This window comes from Alcanivorax sediminis, from assembly GCF_009601165.1.
GTDB lineage: Bacteria > Pseudomonadota > Gammaproteobacteria > Pseudomonadales > Alcanivoracaceae > Alcanivorax > Alcanivorax sediminis.
Genome location: NZ_WIRE01000001.1, coordinates 297,345 through 320,041 on the forward strand (window position 1 = coordinate 297,345; position 22,697 = coordinate 320,041).

14 protein-coding genes are annotated in these 22,697 nt (G+C 58.2%); 6 read left to right on the forward strand and 8 right to left on the reverse strand.

The window, feature by feature from the left end; genetic code table 11:
- Nucleotides 1-103: 103 nt before the first annotated feature.
- The 4 genes from GFN93_RS01215 to glnK all read right to left on the reverse strand — a co-directional run bounded on the left by GFN93_RS01215 (nt 104) and on the right by glnK (nt 5,861).
- Nucleotides 104-1,303 (reverse strand): class I SAM-dependent rRNA methyltransferase, encoded by a 1,200-nt coding sequence (locus GFN93_RS01215; RefSeq protein WP_153498623.1) that lies wholly within the window; start codon nt 1,301-1,303, stop codon nt 104-106.
- A 72-nt stretch (nt 1,304-1,375) separates the two neighbouring features.
- The gene (locus tag GFN93_RS01220) at nt 1,376-4,060 is read right to left on the reverse strand and encodes an ImpA family metalloprotease (protein WP_153498624.1); all 2,685 of its coding nucleotides are present in this window, start codon (nt 4,058-4,060) and stop codon (nt 1,376-1,378) included.
- Between the two features lie 129 nt (nt 4,061-4,189).
- A complete protein-coding gene (locus tag GFN93_RS01225; RefSeq protein WP_328594101.1) occupies nt 4,190-5,449 on the reverse strand; it encodes an ammonium transporter in 1,260 nt (419 codons plus the stop codon).
- A 73-nt stretch (nt 5,450-5,522) separates the two neighbouring features.
- Nucleotides 5,523-5,861 (reverse strand): P-II family nitrogen regulator, encoded by a 339-nt coding sequence (gene glnK / locus GFN93_RS01230; protein WP_008930504.1) that lies wholly within the window; start codon nt 5,859-5,861, stop codon nt 5,523-5,525.
- Nucleotides 5,862-6,210: 349 nt separating this feature from the next.
- Here glnK and GFN93_RS01235 point away from each other — a divergent pair, with 349 nt between their 5' ends.
- The 5 genes from GFN93_RS01235 to GFN93_RS01255 all read left to right on the forward strand — a co-directional run bounded on the left by GFN93_RS01235 (nt 6,211) and on the right by GFN93_RS01255 (nt 12,299).
- Nucleotides 6,211-6,456: an accessory factor UbiK family protein gene (locus GFN93_RS01235; RefSeq protein WP_153498625.1), complete on the forward strand. Its 246-nt coding sequence runs from the start codon at nt 6,211-6,213 to the stop codon at nt 6,454-6,456.
- Nucleotides 6,457-6,944: 488 nt separating this feature from the next.
- A complete protein-coding gene (locus GFN93_RS01240; protein ID WP_328594105.1) occupies nt 6,945-8,441 on the forward strand; it encodes a YifB family Mg chelatase-like AAA ATPase in 1,497 nt (498 codons plus the stop codon).
- Between the two features lie 111 nt (nt 8,442-8,552).
- On the forward strand, nt 8,553-9,659 hold the full coding sequence (locus tag GFN93_RS01245; protein ID WP_153498626.1) for an AraC family transcriptional regulator: 1,107 nt from the start codon (nt 8,553-8,555) through the stop codon (nt 9,657-9,659).
- A 153-nt stretch (nt 9,660-9,812) separates the two neighbouring features.
- Nucleotides 9,813-11,615 (forward strand): lipase family protein, encoded by a 1,803-nt coding sequence (locus GFN93_RS01250; RefSeq protein ID WP_153498627.1) that lies wholly within the window; start codon nt 9,813-9,815, stop codon nt 11,613-11,615.
- A 51-nt stretch (nt 11,616-11,666) separates the two neighbouring features.
- Entirely contained in the window at nt 11,667-12,299 is a 633-nt protein-coding gene (locus GFN93_RS01255) for a hypothetical protein (protein ID WP_153498628.1), read from the forward strand.
- Nucleotides 12,300-12,349: 50 nt separating this feature from the next.
- On the opposite strand, the gene GFN93_RS01260 is transcribed toward GFN93_RS01255, so the two are convergent.
- The 3 genes from GFN93_RS01260 to GFN93_RS01270 form a co-directional block, all read right to left on the reverse strand.
- Nucleotides 12,350-13,804 (reverse strand): DUF7151 family protein, encoded by a 1,455-nt coding sequence (locus GFN93_RS01260; protein WP_153498629.1) that lies wholly within the window; start codon nt 13,802-13,804, stop codon nt 12,350-12,352.
- A gap of 335 nt (nt 13,805-14,139) precedes the next feature.
- Nucleotides 14,140-14,802: an OmpA family protein gene (locus GFN93_RS01265; protein WP_235901613.1), complete on the reverse strand. Its 663-nt coding sequence runs from the start codon at nt 14,800-14,802 to the stop codon at nt 14,140-14,142.
- Between the two features lie 9 nt (nt 14,803-14,811).
- Nucleotides 14,812-19,884, reverse strand: coding sequence for an autotransporter outer membrane beta-barrel domain-containing protein (locus tag GFN93_RS01270; RefSeq protein ID WP_153498630.1), 5,073 nt, complete (start codon nt 19,882-19,884; stop codon nt 14,812-14,814).
- A 148-nt stretch (nt 19,885-20,032) separates the two neighbouring features.
- Here GFN93_RS01270 and GFN93_RS01275 point away from each other — a divergent pair, with 148 nt between their 5' ends.
- Nucleotides 20,033-20,992 (forward strand): helix-turn-helix transcriptional regulator, encoded by a 960-nt coding sequence (locus tag GFN93_RS01275; RefSeq protein ID WP_153498631.1) that lies wholly within the window; start codon nt 20,033-20,035, stop codon nt 20,990-20,992.
- A gap of 457 nt (nt 20,993-21,449) precedes the next feature.
- Here GFN93_RS01275 and GFN93_RS01280 read toward each other — a convergent pair whose 3' ends face one another.
- A complete protein-coding gene (locus GFN93_RS01280) occupies nt 21,450-22,649 on the reverse strand; it encodes an acyl-CoA dehydrogenase family protein (protein WP_153498632.1) in 1,200 nt (399 codons plus the stop codon).
- Nucleotides 22,650-22,697 lie beyond the last annotated feature (48 nt).

Genomic DNA, 22,697 nt, shown 5'->3' on the forward strand with positions numbered 1-22,697 from the left:
TGCTCCTTTATCCTCTCTCTGGCCGTGCTCCTCGTAACACCAGCAAACCGGCGTTGTTCGCACCCGGCTCAACAGGGCAAGCACCCAGTCCAGCCGAACGCAGCTACTGGCTAAAATTCACCCGGCAGAACCAGCTCTTGAGATAGGAAGTCTCCGGAATCGCCGGGTGCACAGGATGATCCGGCCCCTGCCCCTCATAACCAATCACCTGAATACTGCGATCAATATGGCGAGCACTGGAGTGGATCACATCCAGCAGTCGATCCGCCGGCATATGCATGGAACAGGATGCCGAGATCAGGTAACCACCAGGCTTTACCAAACGCATGGCCAGCTCATTAATGGCGTGATAACCCGCCAGGCCATTCTTGAAATCTTTTTTGCGCTTCACAAACGCCGGCGGATCCAGCACCACCAGATCGTATTTTTCACCATCGGCAATCAGCTGTTTCATGGCCGCGAAGGCATCCCCCTGAATGGAGCCCACTTTGTCGCCCACCCCATTCTGCTCGGCATTACGGTGCACAAACTCTATGGCCGTTTCCGACGCATCCACACAGGTGACGGATTCCGCCCCCGCCAATGCCGCCTGCACACCCCAGCCTCCGCAGTAGGAGAACACATCCAGCACCCGGGCCCCTTTGGCCAGCGGAGCCATCTTCTGGCGAGCCGCACGGTGATCATAAAACCAGCCTGTCTTCTGGCCTTCTGCCAGAGGCGCACTGAAACTGGCACCGTTTTCGGTCAGAGAAATCTCGTCCAGCAGCTCACCCTTGAGTGCGCGGGTGTAACGCTCCATTCCTTCAATTTCGCGGGCAACCGCTTCGTTCTTGGCAATGATATGGGCAGGATTGAGCACCGCATCGAGCGCACTGACGATGACATCCAGATGTTCTTCCATGGCACCGGAACCAGTCTGCACCACCAGCACATCGCCGAAGCGATCCACCACCAGACCGGGCAAACCATCCGCCTCGCCAAAGATCAAACGATAGCAGGGCACATCAAACAGGGTTTCACGCAGGGACAACGCCTGCTCAATACGCTTCTTGAAGAAGCTGCGCGACAGCTCCTGTTTCACATCGCGACTGTAAAGGCGGGCGGCAATCAGCGAGTGCGGACTCAGCAAGGCACGGCCCAGGGCTTTACCGCGGCTGTCTTCCACCACACAGGCGGCACCCACCGGCAGCTCTTTCAGCGGTGTCTGGCGAGTATCAATTTCATTGGCATAGACCCAAAGATGCCCCGCTTTCAGGCGGCGTTCTTCATTCTTGCGAAGTCGGATTACGGTCTGCTCTGTCATTGCTACTGCCACTCGCGTGATAAAACGCGAATGGTAACACGGCGCTCACCAGCGCAGTGAGCGCCAACACCCTCAGAACGGCCAGGCCATGTCGCTGGCCACCGGGACTTTCTCCACCAGCGACCAGTCGTTGCTGTTCGGGCCCACCCAGATCACTGCGGCCTGCGCAGGCAGCATCAAGGCATCCATCTGCGCATCCACCGCAACGCCATAATCCAGTCCCCATTGATCCCATAGCGGACGCAGATCCCTGCCACTCAGGTAACTACTGAGAATCAGCAGAAATTCGTTACCGCTCAGGTCCGGGCGTTCCATAAAGGTGCCCATGCCAAACTCTGCCTTGCGGACAGCCCAGTCGCTATCGCTCAAGCCACGAAACTGGCGCTCAGCCAGATACAGCAGGGTGACGATATCCCAACCCTGGGCATCATCACCGACCACCTCCGCCCACAAGTGCGGCAGCTGAATGTAGGAGGCCATCCGCAACCCGTTGTTGGCGGCGTAACTGTCGTTCGCCCAGATACCGTCATAGGCCGCCTGGAAAGCGTCGCCTCTCCCCACGGCACTCTTGAGAATATCGAACACCCCCCGGTACTGCAGACGGGTGCTGCTCATATCGGCTCCACGCTCATCCAGCAGACGCCAGTTCTTGTGTAGCGGAAACAGGTTATTGGATACCTCGCCACTGCGCCCACCGTAGACATTCAGCAAACCGCGTTGCAGGTTGTGGCCAAGCTCATGACTCTCACCCCAGCCATAGGGATCCAGCGCCCATGCCTGGTCATAGGGGTTGCCACTGCAACCCGAACCGCAGTGGGCATACCAGTCCACATTGATGTGCTGCACTTTCGGCAGTGCATGAATCGAGGCGCTGGTGCAGTCCCAACCCAGACTCTCGCAACGGGTCGCGACGGCAGGCGCCAGCGTGACGCCCTCTCCCTGGAAGCCGGCCAGGGCGTAGGCATCTCGCAGCACGTACTCAAACAGGTCGTCCAGAAACGCCTGGCTGTCACCTGCATAGCGGGACTCGTTAATGGACTGGTTCATCCGGTCCCGGCGGGAGTGCACTTCGGCAAACGGGGTACGGATTTCTGCCCAGGTCAATTCACTGTTTTGCAGCCCTGCTGCAAACGCGGCCTGATCCATATCCGGGCCATACTGCAGAAAAGGCTGACGGGAAACGCCTTCCATGCGCACCGATACCGTCACCGCTGTCGGCGCATCGCTGTGCACCAGCTGCAGAGTGCCACCATAGGGCGATGAAATACGCACCGTGTCACCCCGGGTCAGCGGCATGGCCGGGGAGGAAAGAAAACGCGGGCGATTGTATTCCGACCATAACCGGGTGGAGCCGGTACGCTGGGTATTGATGCGCACCGCAAGGGTGGCCTCGCTGTTATCCTGGCGCGTGATCCGTACCGTTTGACCGGGCAACACATAGGCACCCAGCGCAGTAAAATGATTCCCTGATACCTCACGGTCACGGGTCAGGGTCATGGTCGCAGGTGGCGTCATCATGGGTGCGGAGAAACTGCCCAGATCCCCCTGCGCCGGCTGAACGTTACGCAGATAGAGCACACTGTAATCGGCATACAACGCCTTGAGAAAATCCTCCAGCGGTGCGGTTTCTTTCTTCATCGGGTAGGTAATATCCCGGCGCCAAACGTCACCCAGCAACACCAGCAGCTTGAGAAGCTGACGTCCTTCCTGAGCAAACAACGGTTTGCCACCGCGATCCAGCGCAGCCAGCTGGGTACGTAACGCCCCGACACCATCAAGCAAGGCGCTTTTCAGCACGGCGTCGTTATCGCAGTTACCGCCGCCAGGCCCAGTAACGCAGTCCGAAAAGCTCACCGGAAAATCGTGATCATGAAAGTGCTGCAGTGCCACCCTGATCGGATCTTGCGACTGCATGGCTTCCAGCATGGCCGTGACACTGGTCCATGCCAGCGTATCCTGGGCCCAGTAGTTGCCGCCATACCCACCCAGTGAGAGTCCAAACGGCGCCAGCAAGTCATGGCCCAATGCCGTGTCATTCCAGCCCCGGGTATGGACATAGAGCACGCCAATATCACGTCCGCGTGCACTGGCCACCAGCGCCTGAAGTGCAGCTTCTTCACCACTGGCAGGGCGATCGCTGATGATCAGCACCTGGGTACCGTCCAGGCAGCTGGATGGCAGTCCGGCGGAACAACGCTTCACCAGGCTCTGCGGAAACGAGTCTGCCAACCAGCTGGTCAGTACACCGCTCTGGATGCCCGCCATGGCCACGCCAGCGGGGCGATCCCCTCCTGCCAGCCATGACACCAGCCCCCGGCCCAGTTCATCGATGCCTGCCTGCCCGGCGCGATCCTGGTAAAACTCGAAACCGATTCCCGCTGCCCGTTTGCGGTTTACGGTCACCGCGCTGGCCAGAGAGTTCCCTCCCTGGCTGCCACGCAGGATCGTGAAACCGTTGCCGTAAGCGGCACTGACAAAGTGGCTGCTCTGGGGAACAGCGTAGTTCAGCGCGCCACTACCCAACCCGCTGACGAGCGACTGTTGCGCCGCGGCAAGGCGATCCATTTCCGCCAGCGCCTTTTCCAGCAACGTCCGATCATCCAGGCCTTCGCTGTTGCCGGTCTGCAACGCTCGGGTAAGCGGGTCCATCTCTGTTGCCGGAGTCGCACTGCCGCTACCTCCACCACCGCCACCGCAGGCTGCCAGCAGCAGGCTCAACCCCAACCCCAGACAAACAGGACGCCACTTCAACACCATGACTTACACCTAAGTATTTATTATTAGGCCGCCATCATAGCCATGTTTCTCAGCCGAAGAAGGATTTCGTGCACAAAAAAAGGGCGCCATCAGGCGCCCTTTCTTTTTTGGAGTTGATCGTGAGATCAATTAGCCCTTCACGAACTCCGGGTAGGCTTCCATACCGCAATCCGCGATATCCATACCCTCGTACTCTTCTTCTTCGCTGACGCGGATACCCATGACTACTTTCAGGATACCCCACACCACCAGGCTAGCAACGAACACCCAGGTGAAGATGGTGGCAGCACCGATCAGCTGGCCAGAGAAGCTCACGTCACCGTTGGTTACCGGTACCAGCAGCAGACCCAGGAAGCCAACCACACCGTGTACAGAGATCGCACCCACCGGATCGTCAATCTTCAGCTTGTCCAGGGTCAGGATGCTGAACACGACCAGCACACCACCCAGAGCACCGAACAGGGTTGCCTGCAGTGCGGTCGGAGTAGACGGCTCGGCAGTGATAGCTACCAGGCCAGCCAGCGCACCGTTCAGCAGCATGGTCAGATCAGCCTTGCCGAACAGGATGCGGGCAACGATCAGGGCAGCAACAGCACCACCAGCGGCAGCGGTGTTGGTGTTCAGGAACACCATGGCCACAGAGTGAGCGTTAGCAGCATCGCCCAGCTTCAGTACGGAACCACCGTTGAAACCGAACCAGCCCATCCACAGGATGAAGGTACCCAGAGCGGCCAGCGGCAGGTTGGAACCCGGGATAGCGTGAACTTCACCATTCGGACCGTACTTGCCTTTACGGGCGCCCAGCAGCAGCACACCCGCCAGAGCAGCAGCTGCACCCGCCATGTGCACAATGCCGGAACCGGCGAAGTCAGAGAAGCCCAGGTCGCCCAGGTTGTACATGCCAAATACTTCAGCACCACCCCAGGTCCAGGAACCTTCCAGCGGGTAGATCACGCCAGTCATGACAACAGCGAAGATCAGGAATGCCCACAGCTTCATACGCTCTGCTACCGCACCAGATACGATGGACATGGCAGTGGCCACGAACACAACCTGGAAGAAGAAGTCAGAAGCGCCAGAGTATACGGAATCACCGTCGAAGCCGTTCTCGGCAGAAGCGCTCAGCACGCCAGCCAGATCGAAGTCGCCGATGCCACTCAGGAAGATACCGCCGCCGTACATGATGGCGTAACCGCACACCAGGTACATGATGCAGCTGATCGCAAACAGCGCGACGTTCTTGGTGAGAATTTCAGTCGTGTTTTTGGCACGGACAAGGCCCGCTTCCAGCATGGCAAAGCCAGCTGCCATCCACATTACCAATGCGCCACACACCAGAAAGTAAAAGGTGTCCATGGCGTACTGCAGTTCAAAAATTTGATTTTCCACAATGCAACCCTCCGGAAATGGAAGCGTGTTTTTTCAAGCCCTGGCATGGGTCGATTTCAAAACACGGTAAAACTTAAATCGCGTCCTCGCCGGTCTCACCGGTGCGGATACGAATGGCCTGCTCAAGGGAGGTAACGAAGATTTTGCCGTCACCAATTTTGCCGGTGTTAGCGGCTTTCGCGATGGCTTCAATCACCTGATCCAGAGAGGACTCAGCGATGGCAACCTCGATTTTCACTTTGGGCAGGAAATCCACCACATACTCGGCACCCCGGTACAGCTCGGTGTGACCTTTCTGGCGTCCAAAGCCTTTCACCTCGGTAACGGTGATGCCTTGCACGCCGATCTCGGAGAGTGCTTCACGCACGTCATCCAGTTTGAACGGCTTAATTACGGCAGTAACCAGTTTCATTTCATTCTCCTCAGCTTTCACCGCGTCCGGTGACGTCCGTTTCACTTCGAGCCCCGTTATGGTTCCCGATCCACAGCTTGCTCGAACGCTCTGACCCAATAAGTGCACGACCCATGCCAGTTTTTGAAAATCATGCAATTTCAGGGAGTTACATGTGCCACCAGCGACAGGCACCAGTGGCGGCGCGCCATTATAGCGCACCGATTTAGGGCAAGTTCCAGATTGGTGCAGAACAGCAGATCCCTTCCTGGCACCGTGCCCCAAAGTCATCCACCGTGCTACCATTCATCGCGGATTACAAGGACGCCGTACGCGCCTTCACTCATATTCTGAACACTGCGGAGCCACCATGCCTGACCAGCCTTTTATTGACCGCCTGATGGCCGACATCAGCCGTCGCCTGCCCAATGGCCTCGGGGGCCTGCGCAGCGAAGTGGAACGCAATGTCCGCAGCGTGTTGGCCGAAACCGTCAGCCGCATGGATCTCATTACCCGGGAAGAATTCGATATTCAGCAACAGGTGCTGCTGCGCACCCGCGAAAAGCTGGAGGCGCTGGAGAAGCAGGTGGCCGAGCTGGAGAAGGGTGGCGCCTGAAAGCAGCGCCTACCCCTACCCGTAGGAGCCATGCTCGCATGGCGATCCGAGCGCAGCGAGGCGACCGAAGGGAGATTGTTCTCTTTCTAACAAAGGACGCCGCCAATCGAATCTTAGCTCCTCGCTGTCGCTCGGTTCGCACCACAGAAGGAATGCCTGTAAATGAGGCCCAGGAGGGTTGAGCGCAGCGAATAAACGGAGCACCTACATCGGCTTCGTAGAAATGCAGGAGCTCGGGAACTTTTCGGCCTTTCTTATTCCAATCAAGCGTAGCTTGTAGCTTGTAGCTTGTAGCTTGTAGCTTGTAGCTTGTAGCTTGTAGCTTGTAGCTTGTAGCTTGTAGCTTGTAGCTTGTAGCTTGTAGCTTGTAGCTTGTAGCTTGTAGCTCACAAAGCCAATCTCCTACACCCACCCCCGTCAACCTCGCACACGCCCATCCCCGCATCCCCCTTACACTCCCCTGCAGTCTTCACAACAGGCGAGGGGCCGTGACACACGCATTGCTATATAGCCGGGCACCGCTGGGCATTGATGCCCGGGAAGTGCGCGTGGAAACACATCTGGCTCCCGGGCTGCCCGCGTTCACCATCGTCGGCATGGGGGACACCGCCGTGCGGGAAAGTCGCGACCGGGTGCGCTCGGCGCTGGTCAACAGCGGCTTCGAGTTTCCCCAGCGACGCATTACCGTGAGCCTTGCTCCGGCAGATCTGCCCAAGGACGGTGGCCGCTTTGATCTGGCCATCGCCCTCGGCATCCTGATCGCCAGCAACCAGCTCGGCAAGGTCAGCACTGATCACCTGGAGTTTTCCGGTGAACTGTCTCTGAATGGTTTGCTCAACCCGGTTTCCGGCATCCTGCCCTGCGCGCTGGCCTGTCAGGACAGCGGCCGCAGCCTGGTGGTGGCGAAGGACAATGCCGACGAGGCCAGCCTGACCGGTGCCGAAACCCTAGCCGCCAGCCAGCTGTGCGAAGTGGCAGCCCACCTGACCGGCCAAACACCACTCACTGCCCACAGCAGCAATCCGCCTCGCAACCTGCCCTTTCAGGGGGGCTGCCTGTCCGAAATTCGCGGCCAGGTCATGGCCAAACGAATCCTGGAGATCGCCGCTGCCGGCGGCCACTCGCTGTTATTGTGTGGCCCACCCGGTGCTGGCAAGAGCATGTTGGCGTCGCGCCTGCCTGGGCTGTTACCCGCCCTGCGCACCCGCCAGGCCCTGGAAGTGGCCGCGATCCACTCACTGAAACAACCCCGTGACAGCCAGCTGTTTTACCAGCGCCCCTATCGGGCGCCGCACCACACTTCCTCTGCTACGGCCCTGGTGGGGGGCGGCAGCTACCCCAAACCCGGTGAGATTTCCCTGGCCCATCATGGGGTGCTTTTTCTGGATGAGTTGCCTGAATTTGATCGACGCGTACTGGAAGTGTTGCGCGAGCCCCTGGAAACCGGCGAGGTCAGCATTGCCCGTGCCGCCCAGCAACTCACCTTCCCGGCTCGCTTCCAACTGGTGGCCGCCATGAACCCCTGCCCCTGCGGCTTTCTGGGTGACCCTGAAAAAGGGTGTGGCTACCGTTGCGAGAAGGCCAAACGCTACCAGTCCAAATTATCCGGCCCGTTACTGGATCGCATCGACTTGCATCTCGATGTACCGGCTGTGGACGCCCATGAATTGCTGGGCGACAAGGAAGGCGAAACCAGCGCCATCGTTTGCCAACGGGTACGGGAAGCCTGGCAGCGACAATGGCAACGCCAACAGCGACTCAACCGGGAGCTGTCACCGGATGATCTGGAGCCCATGCTACGCCCCCATCGGGACTGGCTGGCTGGTGTCATGAATCGCCTCGGCCTCTCCGCCCGCGCCCTGCATCGCAGTATCCGCGTGGCCAGAACCATCGCCGACCTGGCACAGAGCGACGACGTGGAACGGGATCATCTACGGGAAGCGCTGAGTTACCGGCAAAATATCGGCCAAGCCGCCTCCAGGTAGCCCTTGCGCCCAAGGCATCTGCTCTTTCAGCCAGTCGGGCCATTTATGTCCTGTGTTAGTAATTAAATGGCCTAATTGGACAAAAATAAAAATAAAGTGCCAGGAGCAGACATGGACAAGGACAGGCTCTGCATACCACTCGGCCATATTCAGACTTATTTCGATTTGCGAAAAAGCCTCAATATGAATGCAGACTGGTTGCAACAAAAGATCCAGTTCCGGGTCGACAGCCCCCATGAAATCATCGAACACATCATCGGCATTGATCAGGCCAGTTTTTATCGTAATGCGGGCATTGATTTTCTTCCCGGCGAGGACGGCCGCTTTATCAATACGCGTCAGGTGATCGCTCTCGTCGATCAGGCAGTGCGGACATTGAAGATGCCTTACCTCGGGCTGGCCATGGGCAATCTGATGACCATATCACACCATGGCATGGCAGGCGTCGCAGCTGTTACCCAGACGACACTGAGAGAATGCCTTGAGGTGATCTCCCGCTTTTGCGACGAACTTTTTCCGCCTCTTTCCATGAACTGCTATGTCGATAAAGGAGAAGGAAAATTCATCATTCGGGAAGAGATATCCTTGGCCCCCTACACCCATTTTTTTATCGAGCTGAACATGGTGAGTTTTTACAACATCATGGAGCAGCTGATCGGGTCCCACGATTACACAAAGCACGTCACCTTTGCTTATCCCGAACCTGCTTGGGGCAATATCTATCGACGTTACTTCAAGTGCCCGGTCATCTTCGATCAACCTGAAAACGCGATTGTAGGTTGTAAATCACTGACAGAGAGAGAGCTTCCTCTGGCCAATCGGTTGATGGCCATGTCTGCAGAAAAATCCCTGTTTGAGAATATTCCCACCCGAGCCATGCGCATCCTTCCACTGCGTTTACGACGCATGTTGATGCGCTATTACGGCGCCTTTCCCTCTCTGGAAAATGCCGCATCTGAGCTGGGCATGAGCGGCCGCACCATGCGCCGCAAGCTCGCCGAAAGCGGCACCAGCTATCAGAAAGAACTGGATAATGTGCGGCAAAAACTCGCCCGTGAGTACTTTGCTCGCGGCGGTGAGTCGATCACTGAACTGGCGCTAATGCTCGGCTTCACTGACTCCTCAGCGTTTGCCAAAGCGTTCCGCCGCTGGACCGGGCTGTCGCCAACGGAATTTCTTGCTGAAAAGGAAGCAACGACAAAGACACATCGGCAATAGCAACTCCATCACATTTCCGCGGCAATCATTTCCGTTGGCCATATTTAACCGATATCTGGCCTCTTTCATCCTGCAGCCAGGGCAGGCACCCACTACTTTCAGACTCCCCCCTCCGACCGCTGCGTCGGAGAAAAATAAGAAAAGGAGTCTGACATGCGTTACAACAACAGCGGCTTCATCGCCGCAGCAGGGCTGACGTCAGCCCTGCTGCTGACCCCCTTGATCAGCCATGCCGCCATGACCGGCCCATCCGACATGGGTTTTTATGATCCACCCGTCATCGCCGCAGGCCAGCCGGGCGAATTGATCTGGCAGCGCGAAACCAGCGTGGACCTCGGCAGCGGCAGCCCGTCGGTGTCTGCCTGGAATGTGCTTTATCACTCCACAGACGCCATCGGCAATCCTAATCAGGTCACCGGCACGGTACTGGTACCAGAGGCACAATGGAGCGGCAATGGTGAACGTCCGCTGATCAGTTATGCCGTTGGCACCCATGGCCTGGCCCAGCGCTGCGCACCGTCTCTGCAAATGGCACAGGGTACCGACTACGAAAATGCCAATATCCGCGCGGCACTACAGGCCGGTTATGCAGTGGTGATCACCGACAACCCTGGCTACACCACAGGAGACACGCCCTCCTACATGGCCGGTAAAGCACAGGCACATGCCGCGCTGGATATTATCCGGGCGAGCACACAGATCGCAGACAGTGGCATCACACCAGCAACTCGCACCGCGATATGGGGCTACTCACAAGGTGGGCAAACAGCATCCTGGGCCGGCGAGCGCTGGAAGGATTACGCCGCTGATATCAATCTTGTGGCCGTTGCCGCAGGCGGTACACCCGCCGATTTCTTCGATACTGCACATTATCTGAATGCCAGTACGGGCTCCTCATTTCTGCTGCAAACCGTTATCGGTCTTGATGCCCAGTACCCCACAGAAATTGATCTGGACAACCGAGCCAATACTCAAGGCAAAACCGAAATTGCCAAGGTGACAGCCGACCAGTGTGTGTTCGATACCCTGTTCAATTACATGAACAAGGATTTGGCCGAATACACCGTGGGCAACACGCCTTTGGACACCTTGCTCGCCATCCCGGAGGTGGATGCCACCCTGTCCGAGCAAACCCTGGGCAACAAGCGCATCGACGTACCGCTGTATCAATACCATGGTACCGCCGATGAATTTATTCCGCTCGATCAACACCTGGCACTGAAGCAACAGTACTGCCGCAAGTTTGGCAATGTGACCTTCGGCGTTTTTCCCAGTGAGCACATCGTTACCCAGTTCCAGGCCGCCACCCCGGTTCTGTCCTGGCTGCAAGATCGCATGGATGGCAAATATACACTGGGTACCTGTCTTACGCTGAAACCCAAGCCCACTGCCAACCCCAATCCCGGCGGCGGAAACTTTGTTGTCTCACTGGATCAATGGAATCTGGATGCCAGTATGGAATTGGCCACGCTGGGACAAACCGTAGATCTACCAGAATCCTCCACCTTTTCTGCCGACACCGACATGACCGCAGGCACCCTCTACGGCAACCTGGACGTGCCGGACTTTTCAACCAAACTCAACATCGTCCTGCCGCTGGATGTGAAGTTATCCGTAGTTCCCAGTGCCCCCACTACCGGGACCGCCTCACTGGACAACCAGGGTCAACTGGGTGTGCACGGCACCGCATACGCAGACATCACCGTAAAATCCGCCGGGCTTGGTTTCCTGCAGATCCCCTTTGGCTGCAAAACCGAAACGCCGGTCGCCTTCCCCGTGAACTTTGATGGACCGGTCTCCGCATTGGGCAGTGGCGAGCTGACCTTTACTGGCACCACCAGCTTCCCGCGCATGCAAGGGTGCGGTTTGTTCAACAGCCTGTTCACGTCCCTGATGTCAGGCCCGGGCCAGCAATACAGCTTCAATGTCGCACCACCAGCCCCGACCACCTGGTAACCATGATAGCCGGCCTGCTGCCAGGCCGGCCTCCAAGAACAGGGAGTACCCATGTATCGTTTTCATCATTCACCCAATACCCTGAAAGCGGCCACCGCCCTTGGCTTGATAGCGGCCGCTGTCGGTATCGCACTCTTTCTGTCACCCCATATACAGCCTAACAACGCAGGCACTAAAACCACCGAACTGAAGTCTGTCGTCGTTGAGCAAGCCGACAATACCGACGACTTTCGCAACGACGACTTGGTTGAACAACAGGAAAATGCAGCTCAACAGGCATTGAATGAAATTGGCAGGGAAGAATATCAGGGAGAATTGAATACCCGCCCGGCGTTTATCTCCCCCATGGAGTGGCAGGTTCTTGAATCCATCGCCGCCAGACATGACGCCCCCGCACAAGAACTTACCCGGCTCGCCAATCGGTTGCGTTTTGCCAAATTAAGGGAGCAATGGGACAAGGTTGCCGCGCAGAATAATCCTCAAATGCAAAAAACATTGGGCAATCAATTACTCAACGATCTCCCCCATCGCATTGCCAACCAGGAAATGGATAAGGGACAAGCCCAGGCACTGCAGATACAGATTCTGGCCGTGATTGTGGATGATTCGGAGGAGAGGCTACAGCGAGCAGCCCTGGAAGCTCAGCGCATAGGAGTGCAGTTCGAGATTCACAGCGCAGGATAGAAATCACCATAAAGAAAAGCCCCGCATGAGCGGGGCTTTTTGGCTAAGCCTTATTGCAAGGTTAGCGGTGGGGTAATCGTTGCAGGCAAACCAACAGTCGTTGCTGAAAGGACGCTGGCCGGCCACATCCACACCGTACCAGTACCATTCACACAAGCACTGTCTAACCAGTAACTCTGGTATGGAAGATCCTGTGCTTCAACAGCATCGGCAGCTCCCGGGTTATTGGGGGCAAGGAATCCACTTTCGTTGCCAGACCAATATGCTGCGGTAGGGTGAATTTTTTTCTGCTTGTCATCAATGTAGATGTAGACGCTGCCAGTACAATTAGCAGCAGAATAGGTGGCCGCGTCGTCATTGAAGCTACCATCCCAATTAATTGTCAGCAGATAATTATTGGGTGTCCGGATAACAATATTTTCAGCCCCGGCACTCAGCACACTTCCCAACACAACACTGTTGGCATCAACCAATTGGGTGCTACCGCCAGAGCTGCCATTACACACATGCTGGGTGTAATCCACTTCACCGGCTTCGAGCACCGCATTGTTGGCAACCCCACCGCCATCACCATTATCCAGACCAGAGGTAATCGTCACACCGCCATCCGGACAATTGGCCGCAGATGCCATAGCCTGTTTGATGAGCGTAGTCTGGCCATCCTGACCGTCAGCGCCATCTGCACCATCGCTTCCATTGGTGCCGTTCGTACCATCCGTTCCATCTGTGCCATTGGTCCCGTCAGCACCGTCAGCACCATTCAAACCATCCGCGCCGTCCTGGCCATCAGCGCCATTACAGATATAGGCAGTGGAATCAATTTCACCCGCTTGCAGAGTACCGTCACGAGGCGTGCCCAGGTTATCGCCATTATCCAGGCCAATATCCAGGCGCTGCCCACCGTTCGGGCAGTTAGCCGGCGGAGCGGCCGTCAGGGTAGTCAAGACAGTGAAACCGTCCACACCATGACAGACATAGTTGGTGGCATCCACTTCACCGGCACCCAGAATGCCGTCGGCCGCCACTTCACCACCGTCACCATTATCGAGACCGGTATCCAGACGATAGCCACCCGCCGCGCAATTGGCACCTGCCGGCTCGGTGGTCAGGTTGATCAGGGAGTTGGCACCATCAGCGCCGTCGGTGCCGTCGGTGCCGTCGGTGCCGTCGGTGCCGTCAGTGCCATCCTGCCCGTCCACACCGTCGGAGCCATCGGCACCGTCGGAGCCATCGGCACCGTCTGCGCCATCCGCACCATCGTCGCCGTTACAAACCACTTTTGTTTGTGTCACTTCCTCGTCCGAAAGCGCCCCATCTCCATCGGCATCCACACCCAGGCCGACTTCGATACCGCCGCTGGTACAGACTTCACCAGGAGCAATATCCGTGATGCGTGTTGTCACGCCATCCTGTCCATCCCGGCCATCACTGCCACCACACCCTGCGACTGCAAGGCTAAACACGGTAACCAGAGAAACCATCCCTGTTTTTGATACGTGAAACATATCCCCACCTTTTTAATAATGAATTGTCTGGAAAACAGGGGGAGAAATACTCATGCAGGCATGCAGGTATCGCGCAGCGATCGGAAATGCAGAATACCGCTCTGTGAGAACACAGCGGTAATACCCCCATGGAAAACTGACCCCCCGGCCACGTACGAGGACACACGCTCGCACCGCGCGCGCCCCGCTTTCCAATGCTGAAGTTATTTTGGCAACCACTACCGAGCCAACGCCCCCAGCGTCAACGCGGCTCCGGATTGCCTGAGCCTAGTCCAGCCGGGGGGAAATCGCCATCACTCGTTGTGGTGAATTTAAGGCAGGAAGAACGTGACAGCCTATTGCGAGGAGGGGATTGTCACTCGCAACACGGCCCGGCGGTCCTGTTGGTGGCATTGTTTGAGTTCGCTGCCGCTCAGGGATTGGCAGCGGGCGCCCGTCACAGAGCGATCCGGGCCGTGGCCTTGCACGTTCAGATCAGCAATGTCGTCCCCCTGTTGCAGCCACCACTGCGCCACCGCGTCCGCACGCCGTCTGGCCAGAGCCTGATTGTAGTGCGCATTACCCAGCGGATCGCTGTAACCGTGCACCTCCACCGTGGCCTCGTCCAGTGCCGCCACTTGCTGATACCAGGCTTTCAGTTGCACCTTACGCGCTTCACTAATTGTTATGGAATCAAAGGCGAACTCAATGATTAAGGGGGCAGGCACCGTCACAGGCACTGCTGCTTCCTCGACTTTGGCCGTGCTTTCAGTATCCACCCCGGCCTCAGTGTCCGGCACGCCAGTAATCGCCACATCGCACTCCGGCACCGCCATGGCCGGGGTCCAGTTGGGGGTTCGCCAGCACCGGCCATCGGCGGTTTTCATCAGGTTGCCGGTGCTGTCGGTGCGATAGCCCGGCCAGTTTTCACCCGCTGTATTTGTGTTCTGCGTGGTGCAGCCTGCCAGGGCAAGCAGACTGGCAACCGCCGTGCGTTTGATCATTATCGTGGTTGTCATCGTCGGTCCTTACCAGGTCAGGTTGGCGCTGAGCAGGCCACCGTGGCTTTCGGTATCCCCACCAAAGCGCCCGCGGTATCCCAGCCATAATGAAAAGTCGTCAGTCATGAACCATTCCGCACCGGCATTGGCCGCCAGCTGGGTAGCATCTTCATCCGCGCCGTACACGGTGAAGCCCTGGGCGGCGCCGGCAAAGCGCGCAGTCTGCTCGGTCTGGGTATCGCCAAACGGCTGCACCATCGCCAGCCCGCCCTGGGCGATCAACCAGTCATTGCCGATCATGAAGGCCCGGGACAGGTCCGCCCCCAGCCAGGCTTCGCCACTGTTCAGTTCGCTGTCGTCCACGCTCAGGCCGGCGATGCCGCCGCCGGTTTCGCTGAAGCTGTCCCGTTCGATGCGGGTCATGGCTACCTGCACATAGGGGTGCAGGCCGTTTTCGCCCCAGGCCAGATCCCAACCGGACTCCAGTGCCACGCGCAGGGCATCCACGCTGCTGTCGGATTCTGCCGGTGCGCCCAGCACCATGCGCTGTTGGGACACATCACTGCTGCCATAGCTCAGGTCGCCACGCAGGAACCAGGCCCCCATGCTGCTCCAGCGCCCATAGAGGCCGGCAAACCAGGAAGAGCCCTCTCCGTCTGCCTGACGGTCATCGTAATCCAGGGTGCCATCGGCGCTACCTGCCGCCATCCCCAGCAACCATTGCTCTCCCTGACGATCCATCCCCAGCGCCAGTTGATCACCGCGGAAGGTGAAGGCCGCATTGCCGACATCATCCTGGCGATCTTCTTCAAACCGGGAGGACTGGGCCTGCACCCAGACGCCGTTGCGCTGGCGCTGCTGAGCGTCGCCCGCAGCCTGTGCCGCCACCGGAGTCGAATTGGCTGCCTGCGCGTAAGCATCCGACGGCGCCGCCAGCGCCTGCAATTGGCGGGACAGGCGCGCCTCCATGCCACCGCCGGAATGGCTGCCCACATTACGGCCACGCTGGCGCATGCCGATGGCGAACCGTTGCTGCAACTGCTGCCCGGCGGTGAGGCCCGCCAGCAAACTGTCGCCGCTATAGGTTTGGAACGCCTCTGCCGCTTCCGTCTCGCTCATCTGTACCACCTGTTGATACAGCGCATGGGCGCTGGCCATGCCGTCCACATTGTTGGCCACGGCGCGCTGATTGTCGGTGAGCACCACGCCGGCAAAGGACTGGTCATTACGCAGCAATGCCAGCGACACCGAATCCGTGGTGTAGGTCAGCGAAGGATCCAGGAACGCATAGTTGGAGGTCACGCCATCGAACTGGCCGTTGATGCCGCCAGCAGCGTTAAGAAAGGTGTAGGCACTGAACGGCTGGTAGTCGCCATCGTTGCCCACATGCAGTACCGAACCGGCCAAAAAAGCCTCGCCGGTCACATTGATCACATCGCCACTGTTGCTGGCCGGGTCCACTTCCAGTGCCAGCACACTGCCGCTGTTAAAGGTCAAATCACCATTAATGTTGAGGGTGCCGATGGAGTTGCCTGGGGCTAGGGTGCCGCCGGCGTTCACCGTAGTGTTGCCCAGCGAACCACTGCCGCCCAGCAGGCCGCCATCGTTCACGGTAAAGGCCACCCCATTCATGGCGCCGTTCACGAACATGCCGCCGGCATTCACCGTGGCAGTGCCCGTCATGGAATGATCGGCAGAAAGAATATAATTGCCGGCACCGTTCTTGATCAGGTTACCGGCGCCGGAAATGACACCGTCGTAGAAATAGTCATTGCCGCGATTGATTTCCAGGGTGCCGGGAGTGCCACCAAACACCGCATCCCCCACGATGGTGCCAGTGTTGCCTCCCGTTCCCAGGGTAAGATGCGCACCCTGAGAAAGGCTTGTCACCCCTGTAAAACCGGTGTGGTCTCCCGTCCAGGTAACATTCCCACCGACTTGTACAAAAGTCCCCTCACCCGATATCACTCCATCATACTGAGCTGATCCTGTTCCTGCGTAGGTCGTAATCTGTGTGCCAGCCTCCAATAGGATATCCCCGGCAAAGGGAACAGCAGAGTCAATACCTATGAAGCCTGACCTGATATGCGTCAGGCCGGAGTAAGTCTGTGCATTGTTCAGCTCGATGAACCCCACATTCCAGGTAACGCTGCCGCTACCGCTGATTGTCCCCTGGTAAGTATTCGAACCGTCAATCCACACATGAGCGTCGTTAAGAATATTTCCACCCAGGTTATCAATGTTTCCCTGCATCGTGCCTTCCCGCACCCACCAGTCCTGGGCCTGAGACGGCCCGCCGGACAACGCCAGCGTTCCCTCACCGGTTTTAACCAACCCATTCGTCGCAGTGATGTTGTTCGCAATCGTCGCCACATAATTGCTGCTGGCCGCGCTGCCATCGCCTACCCGAATCTCCCCTTCCGTACCGGTCAGGTTCAGGGCATCGCCGGTGAGCACGTAGCCATCGCTGGCGAACTGGATGCCTTCCGCCTCCACCGCGCCATCCGCATCGGACACCGTTACCGTGCCGGCATCGCCGGCGAAGATGGCAAAACCGGGAGAGGGAATCATGGGGCCGGTGATGGAGCCGGTGGCATCGGTCCAGACGTGATTCGTCGCCGTCCAGGTGCCGTCGCCACCGCCCTGGGTGGTGCCGCTGGCCAGGCCGTTGGCGTTCCAAAAATTCAGCGTGGTGCCAACGGTATTGATCAAGTTGATCTGCTTGTCGCCGGCCAGATATTGCAGGGCGTAGGCGGGATCCGGGTTCGCCAGTTGCAGGCCACCGTTGCTTTCGGAAAGGGTGCCAGTGTAATCGAACAGGCGATACAGACCCGGCCCGAAGCTGCCCGTATCGTTGAGCGTCAGCGTCGAGCCATTGATGGCCAGATCACCGTTGACGGAGACACTGTCGCTGGAACCCGGCGTGGAGAAATCACCACTGGGCGCGCCGAACCCGAAATCCAGCAAACTGCCCTGCTCCAGGGTCAAGTTGTCGTTGATGGTCAGCGCACCCAGACCATCCCCCGGTGTCAGGGTGCCGCCGGACAGCACTGTGGTGCTGCCCAGCGAACCACTGCCGCCCAGCAGGCCGCCGTTGTTCACGGTAAAGGTCACGCCATTCATGGCGCCGTTCACGAACATGCCGCCGGCATTCACCGTGGCATTGCCCGTCATGGAATGATCGGCAGAGAGAATATAATTGCCGGCGCCATTCTTGATCAGGTTGCCTTCACCGGAAATAGCGCCGTCGTAGAGATAGTCATTGCCGCGATTGATTTCCAGGGTGCCGGGAGAGGTGCCACCAAACGCCACATCCCCCACGATGGTGCCAGTGTTGCCTCCCGTTCCCAGAGTCAGTGTCGCACCGCTACGGAGACTGGTCATCCCTGTAAAACCGGTATGGTCTCCCGTCCAGACCACATTCGCTCCGTTAATGCTATAACCCCCATCTCCCGAAATCACCCCGTCATATTGCACCGGCGCCGCCCCACCATCGGCAACAATTTGCGCCCCGGCTTCAATCAGGATATCCCCGGCAAGAGCATCCGCCGAGCGGATGGAAAAAGTCCCAGAGGTCAGATGCGTCAGGCCGGTATAGGTCTGTGGTGTAAGCAGCAAAATGGAATTCACATTCCAGGTAACACTGCCGCTACCGCTGATCCTCCCCGCGTAATCACCAGCAGAGAAATCGTCAATCAATACATGGCCGTCGTTAAGAATATTGCCTTCCAGGTTATAGGCGCTCCCCTGCAACGTACCCTCTCGTACCCACCAGTCCTGAGGCCTGCCACCCGTTAACGTCCAGGTGCTGGCACCGGTTTTTTCAAAACCTTCAAAACCCTGAAAGGTGCTTCCCACAGCATTCGTAAAAAAGCTACCGTCAACATCGCCACCCAGCGCCAGTACGTCATTGCTGCCATTGGCCAGCACATTGCCGCCCAGGCTGTAGCCGCTATCCAGGGTCAGGCGGTTGTCGCCACTGGCAAAGAGGATGGCGGTGGGCTGGTTGGCGCCGGGGTTCACGGTGCCGGCCAAGGTCACATCCAGATTGGCGCCGTGGATGCCGTAGCCGCCGACACCATCGCTACCCGCCGTGCCACCACCACCGCCCAGACCACCGTCCCCGCCTGCGACCACCGCACCGGAGTCCACCGTCAGGGTGCCGCCGTTGAGCGCCAGCACTCCGTCGCCGCCGTTGCCGCCGTCACCACCGATCCCCTCAGCGCCGCCATCGCCCCCCTGACCGCCATTGCCGCCGGTATAGGTGATTGGCCCTGCCACCCCGCCCGCGAGTGTGACACTGGCGGCCCCGTCCGTGAGCTCCACGCCCGCGCCACCGTCACCGCCATGACCACCATTGCCGTAGTAATAATCCGAGCTGCCGCCGGCACCACCGTCACCCCCAGCAGTGGCCGCTGCGTGGATATGGCTGACATCGCCCAGCAACATACCGGCCCCGCCGTTGCCGCCATCACCGCCGTGGCTGAAGGGGCGGTAGGGGTTGCCAAGGGTCCCGGGCAGGTTATCGAAGTGAATCCCAACTGAGGAAAGGGGAGATCCGGTAGCGTTGACGATTTCCAGATCCAGGAAGTTCTGTGCGCCCTCGATGATCAGCTGGTCACCACCCGGCATGCTGTCAGTCACACTGGCACTCATCTCAAAGGGGCTGATGATCTGGTCAATGGTCGCAGCCAAATCAATCAATCTGTCACCAGTATTGATGGTGAAAATGGTCACAAAACTATCCACGGTGACGCGGATCTGGTCACCATTATTGATGCCCGCCAGGGAGGTCAGATCCGTTACGTCCGCGTCAATACCGGTTGTGGTCGACGCCTCATAGGCAGGCGCGTCCGTGTACACCAGACTGACGCCATCACCACCGTTGCCACCATTATCAAACAGCCCGCCGTCACCACCATCCTGCCCCTGCCCGCCGGTCACACCGTCATGCCCTGTGCCATCGGCGCCATCCGCCGCCGCGCTTGCGGCCCCTGGCAACAACAACAGGAACGCCAGCGCCGCCCCAAACGCACACAGTATTTCTGCGCGAACAGCCTGAGACTCGCCACCATGGTGACGTCGATTGAACAGAGACATGGCCTACCCCGACATGATTTTTTTATTTCTGCGCTGTAGGGTAGAGAGCGGCCTGAGTGAGAACCACTTCTCACTTATGTCATTTTCCGGGGTTTTATCATTTTTCCGGGACACTCATTCTTTTTGATGACTTCAGGCCATTTTTATTATGGATAATCACAACAACAGCGAGACGCCATCCCGCCTGGTAGTCGCCCATATGAATGGTGGCCAGGCTATCGACCTGCCCGGCGTCAGGGGAAGAATGGAGCGCCTGGAGTTTGCCAGTGGCATGGTGCTTTACCGCATGGAATACGAAGCGCTGGATGACTGCCACGTGCAGGTGCAGAACAGTTTCAGTGAACCCTGGATCGGCTCCGCCATGCACCTGCAAGGGCATTCGGAATTAAGCCACCCCAATGGTAATACCTTCAGCCTGAGCAACGATTCCGCCCTGCTGATGCGCGTGGACCCGTCAGGCAGTCGTTTCCGATTGTTCAAGGGGCAACTGATTCGCCATGTGGGCGTGGCATCCACGCTTGCGCCCTTGCTGGAACGCTTTGGTGGCGAACTTCCGGAAAAGTTATCGCTTTTTCGTGATGAAAAATTTGGCGAGATTCAGATTGGCCAGTCGTTCTCCCCCAGCAGCCGTTTACGGCAACTGGGCGGCAACCTGTTTGATCACAACGCTCGCGGCAGCGCCCGCATGCTGAAACTGGAAGGCATCGCCAACCTGTTTCTGGCGGAAATTATCGAACTGTTCTGTGATGATGATTTCAATGACGACCGCATCATTGTCTGGGAAAAACAGGCACTGGCAGACATTACTGCGCACATCGAACACCATCTTCACGACGATCTTTCCATTGCCAAACTGGCATGCTTGGCGGGGCTATCCGAAAGCCGGCTGGATCAACTGTTTCGGCAGAAGTACCACCTCAGTTGCGCCGAGTATGTGCGCAACGAAAGAATGTCTGCCGCCAACCGCTGGCTGGAAAGTGGCGAGCTATCTGTGAGGGAGGTGAGCGAAAAAATCGGCTACAGCCATGTCAGCAACTTCTCCCGCGCCTACCGCGCCCGCTTCGGTGAAACGCCCGCCAGAACCCTGCGCCGCGCATCTAACGGATAACAACTTCCCTGCATTTCCGTAGGAGCCCAGCTTGCCTGGGCGAACACCTGAGCAAAGGAAACGGAAAGAAAACACCTGTAGGAGAGCCAACTTGTTGGCCGAAAGGGGGTGAGTGGCAAGCTACAAGTTACAAGGCGCGTGATGGCTCGCTGCCGAATTCATGACCGTGCCCGCGATCCAGCCTGAATCGCACGATGAGCTAGACGTTACGAAAACCAGCCCCGCGTTGAAACTTGTAACTTGAAACTTGCTTCACGCTTTTTCGGCCAACAAGTTGGCTCTCCTACAGAAGCAATTAGCCATTACAGGAATTCGCCCAGGCAAGCTGGGCTCCTACAGAAAGCGTCTGATTCCGGTTATGCCTGTTGAAAGCAGAACCACAAAAAAAGCCCCGCGAATGCGGGGCTTTTTTAGCGTGGAGCCTGTTGCGTGAAGCGCGTTGCGGCCGCAGAGCGGCTTACGCTCCCCACTTGAAGAAGTCGCGCTTCTCTTTCAGGTAGAAACGGGAGAGCACCATCTTGTGCACTTCGCTGGCGCCATCCACCAGACGCGCCTGACGGGCATAGCGGTAAATCCACTCCAGCAGGGTATCCTTGGAATAACCACGGGCACCGCATAGTTGGATGGCGGTATCCGCTGCCTTGTGCAGAGTGTCGGCCACGTGGATTTTTGCCATGGAAATTTCTTTCTTGGCAAAGTCACCTTGATCCAGCATCCAGGCCGCCTGCATGGTCAGCAGACGCCCCACTTCGATGTCCTTGGCCACGTCACCCAGCATCCACTGCACGCCTTCGTGTTCGGCCAGGGTCACCCCAAAGCTCATACGATTTTCCACATAGCCCGCCGCTTCTTCCATGCAACGCTTGGCCAGACCCAGCCAGCGCATGCAGTGGGTGAGGCGCGCGGTGCCGAGACGGATCTGGGTGACTTTCAAACCATCGCCCACTTCCAGCAAACGGTTTTCATCGGGAATCACCAGGCCATCGAACTTCAGTTCACAGTGACCACCGTGCTCTTCCGGCCCCATGATCGGAATACGGCGCACCACTTCCCAGCCTGGCTGGTCGGCATCGAACAGGAAAGCGGTGAGGCCCTTGCGCGGGTCATCGCTGGTCTTGGCAATCAGCACAAACGTCTGCGCGCCTTCGGCCCCGGTGATGAACCACTTGCGGCCATTGATGATCCAGTTGTCACCGTCTTTGGTGGCGGTGGTGTAAGTCAGCGACGGATCAGAGCCACAGCCTCCATCGGGCTCGGTCACGGCAAAGGCAGAACGGACCTTGCCGTCGATCAGCGGCTGCAGCCAGCGCGCCTTCTGTTCATCGTTGAGAATCTTGTTAAGCAGGATCATGGTGCCGTCATCCGGCGGCGCACAGTTGAACACCACCGGGCCGAACGGGCTGCGTGCCGCTTCTTCATAGAGCACGGCCATGCCGGCCACGCCCACATCCAGACCACCACGTTCCTTGGGCAACTGGAATCCCCACAGGCCCTGTGCGCGGGCTTTTTCACGCAGCGCCGCGACCACGCTTTCCTTGAAGTTTTCGTGCTCGTCGTAGTTGGCCTGATCTTTCTCCAACGGCATGACTTCGGCTTCAACAAAGGCCGCGACTTTCTGACGCAGGCTTTCAATTTCCGGGCTCAGGGAAAAATCCATGGTCGTTCCTTAATACGGTTCAAGGGTTGGCCTTGGGCGGCATTACCG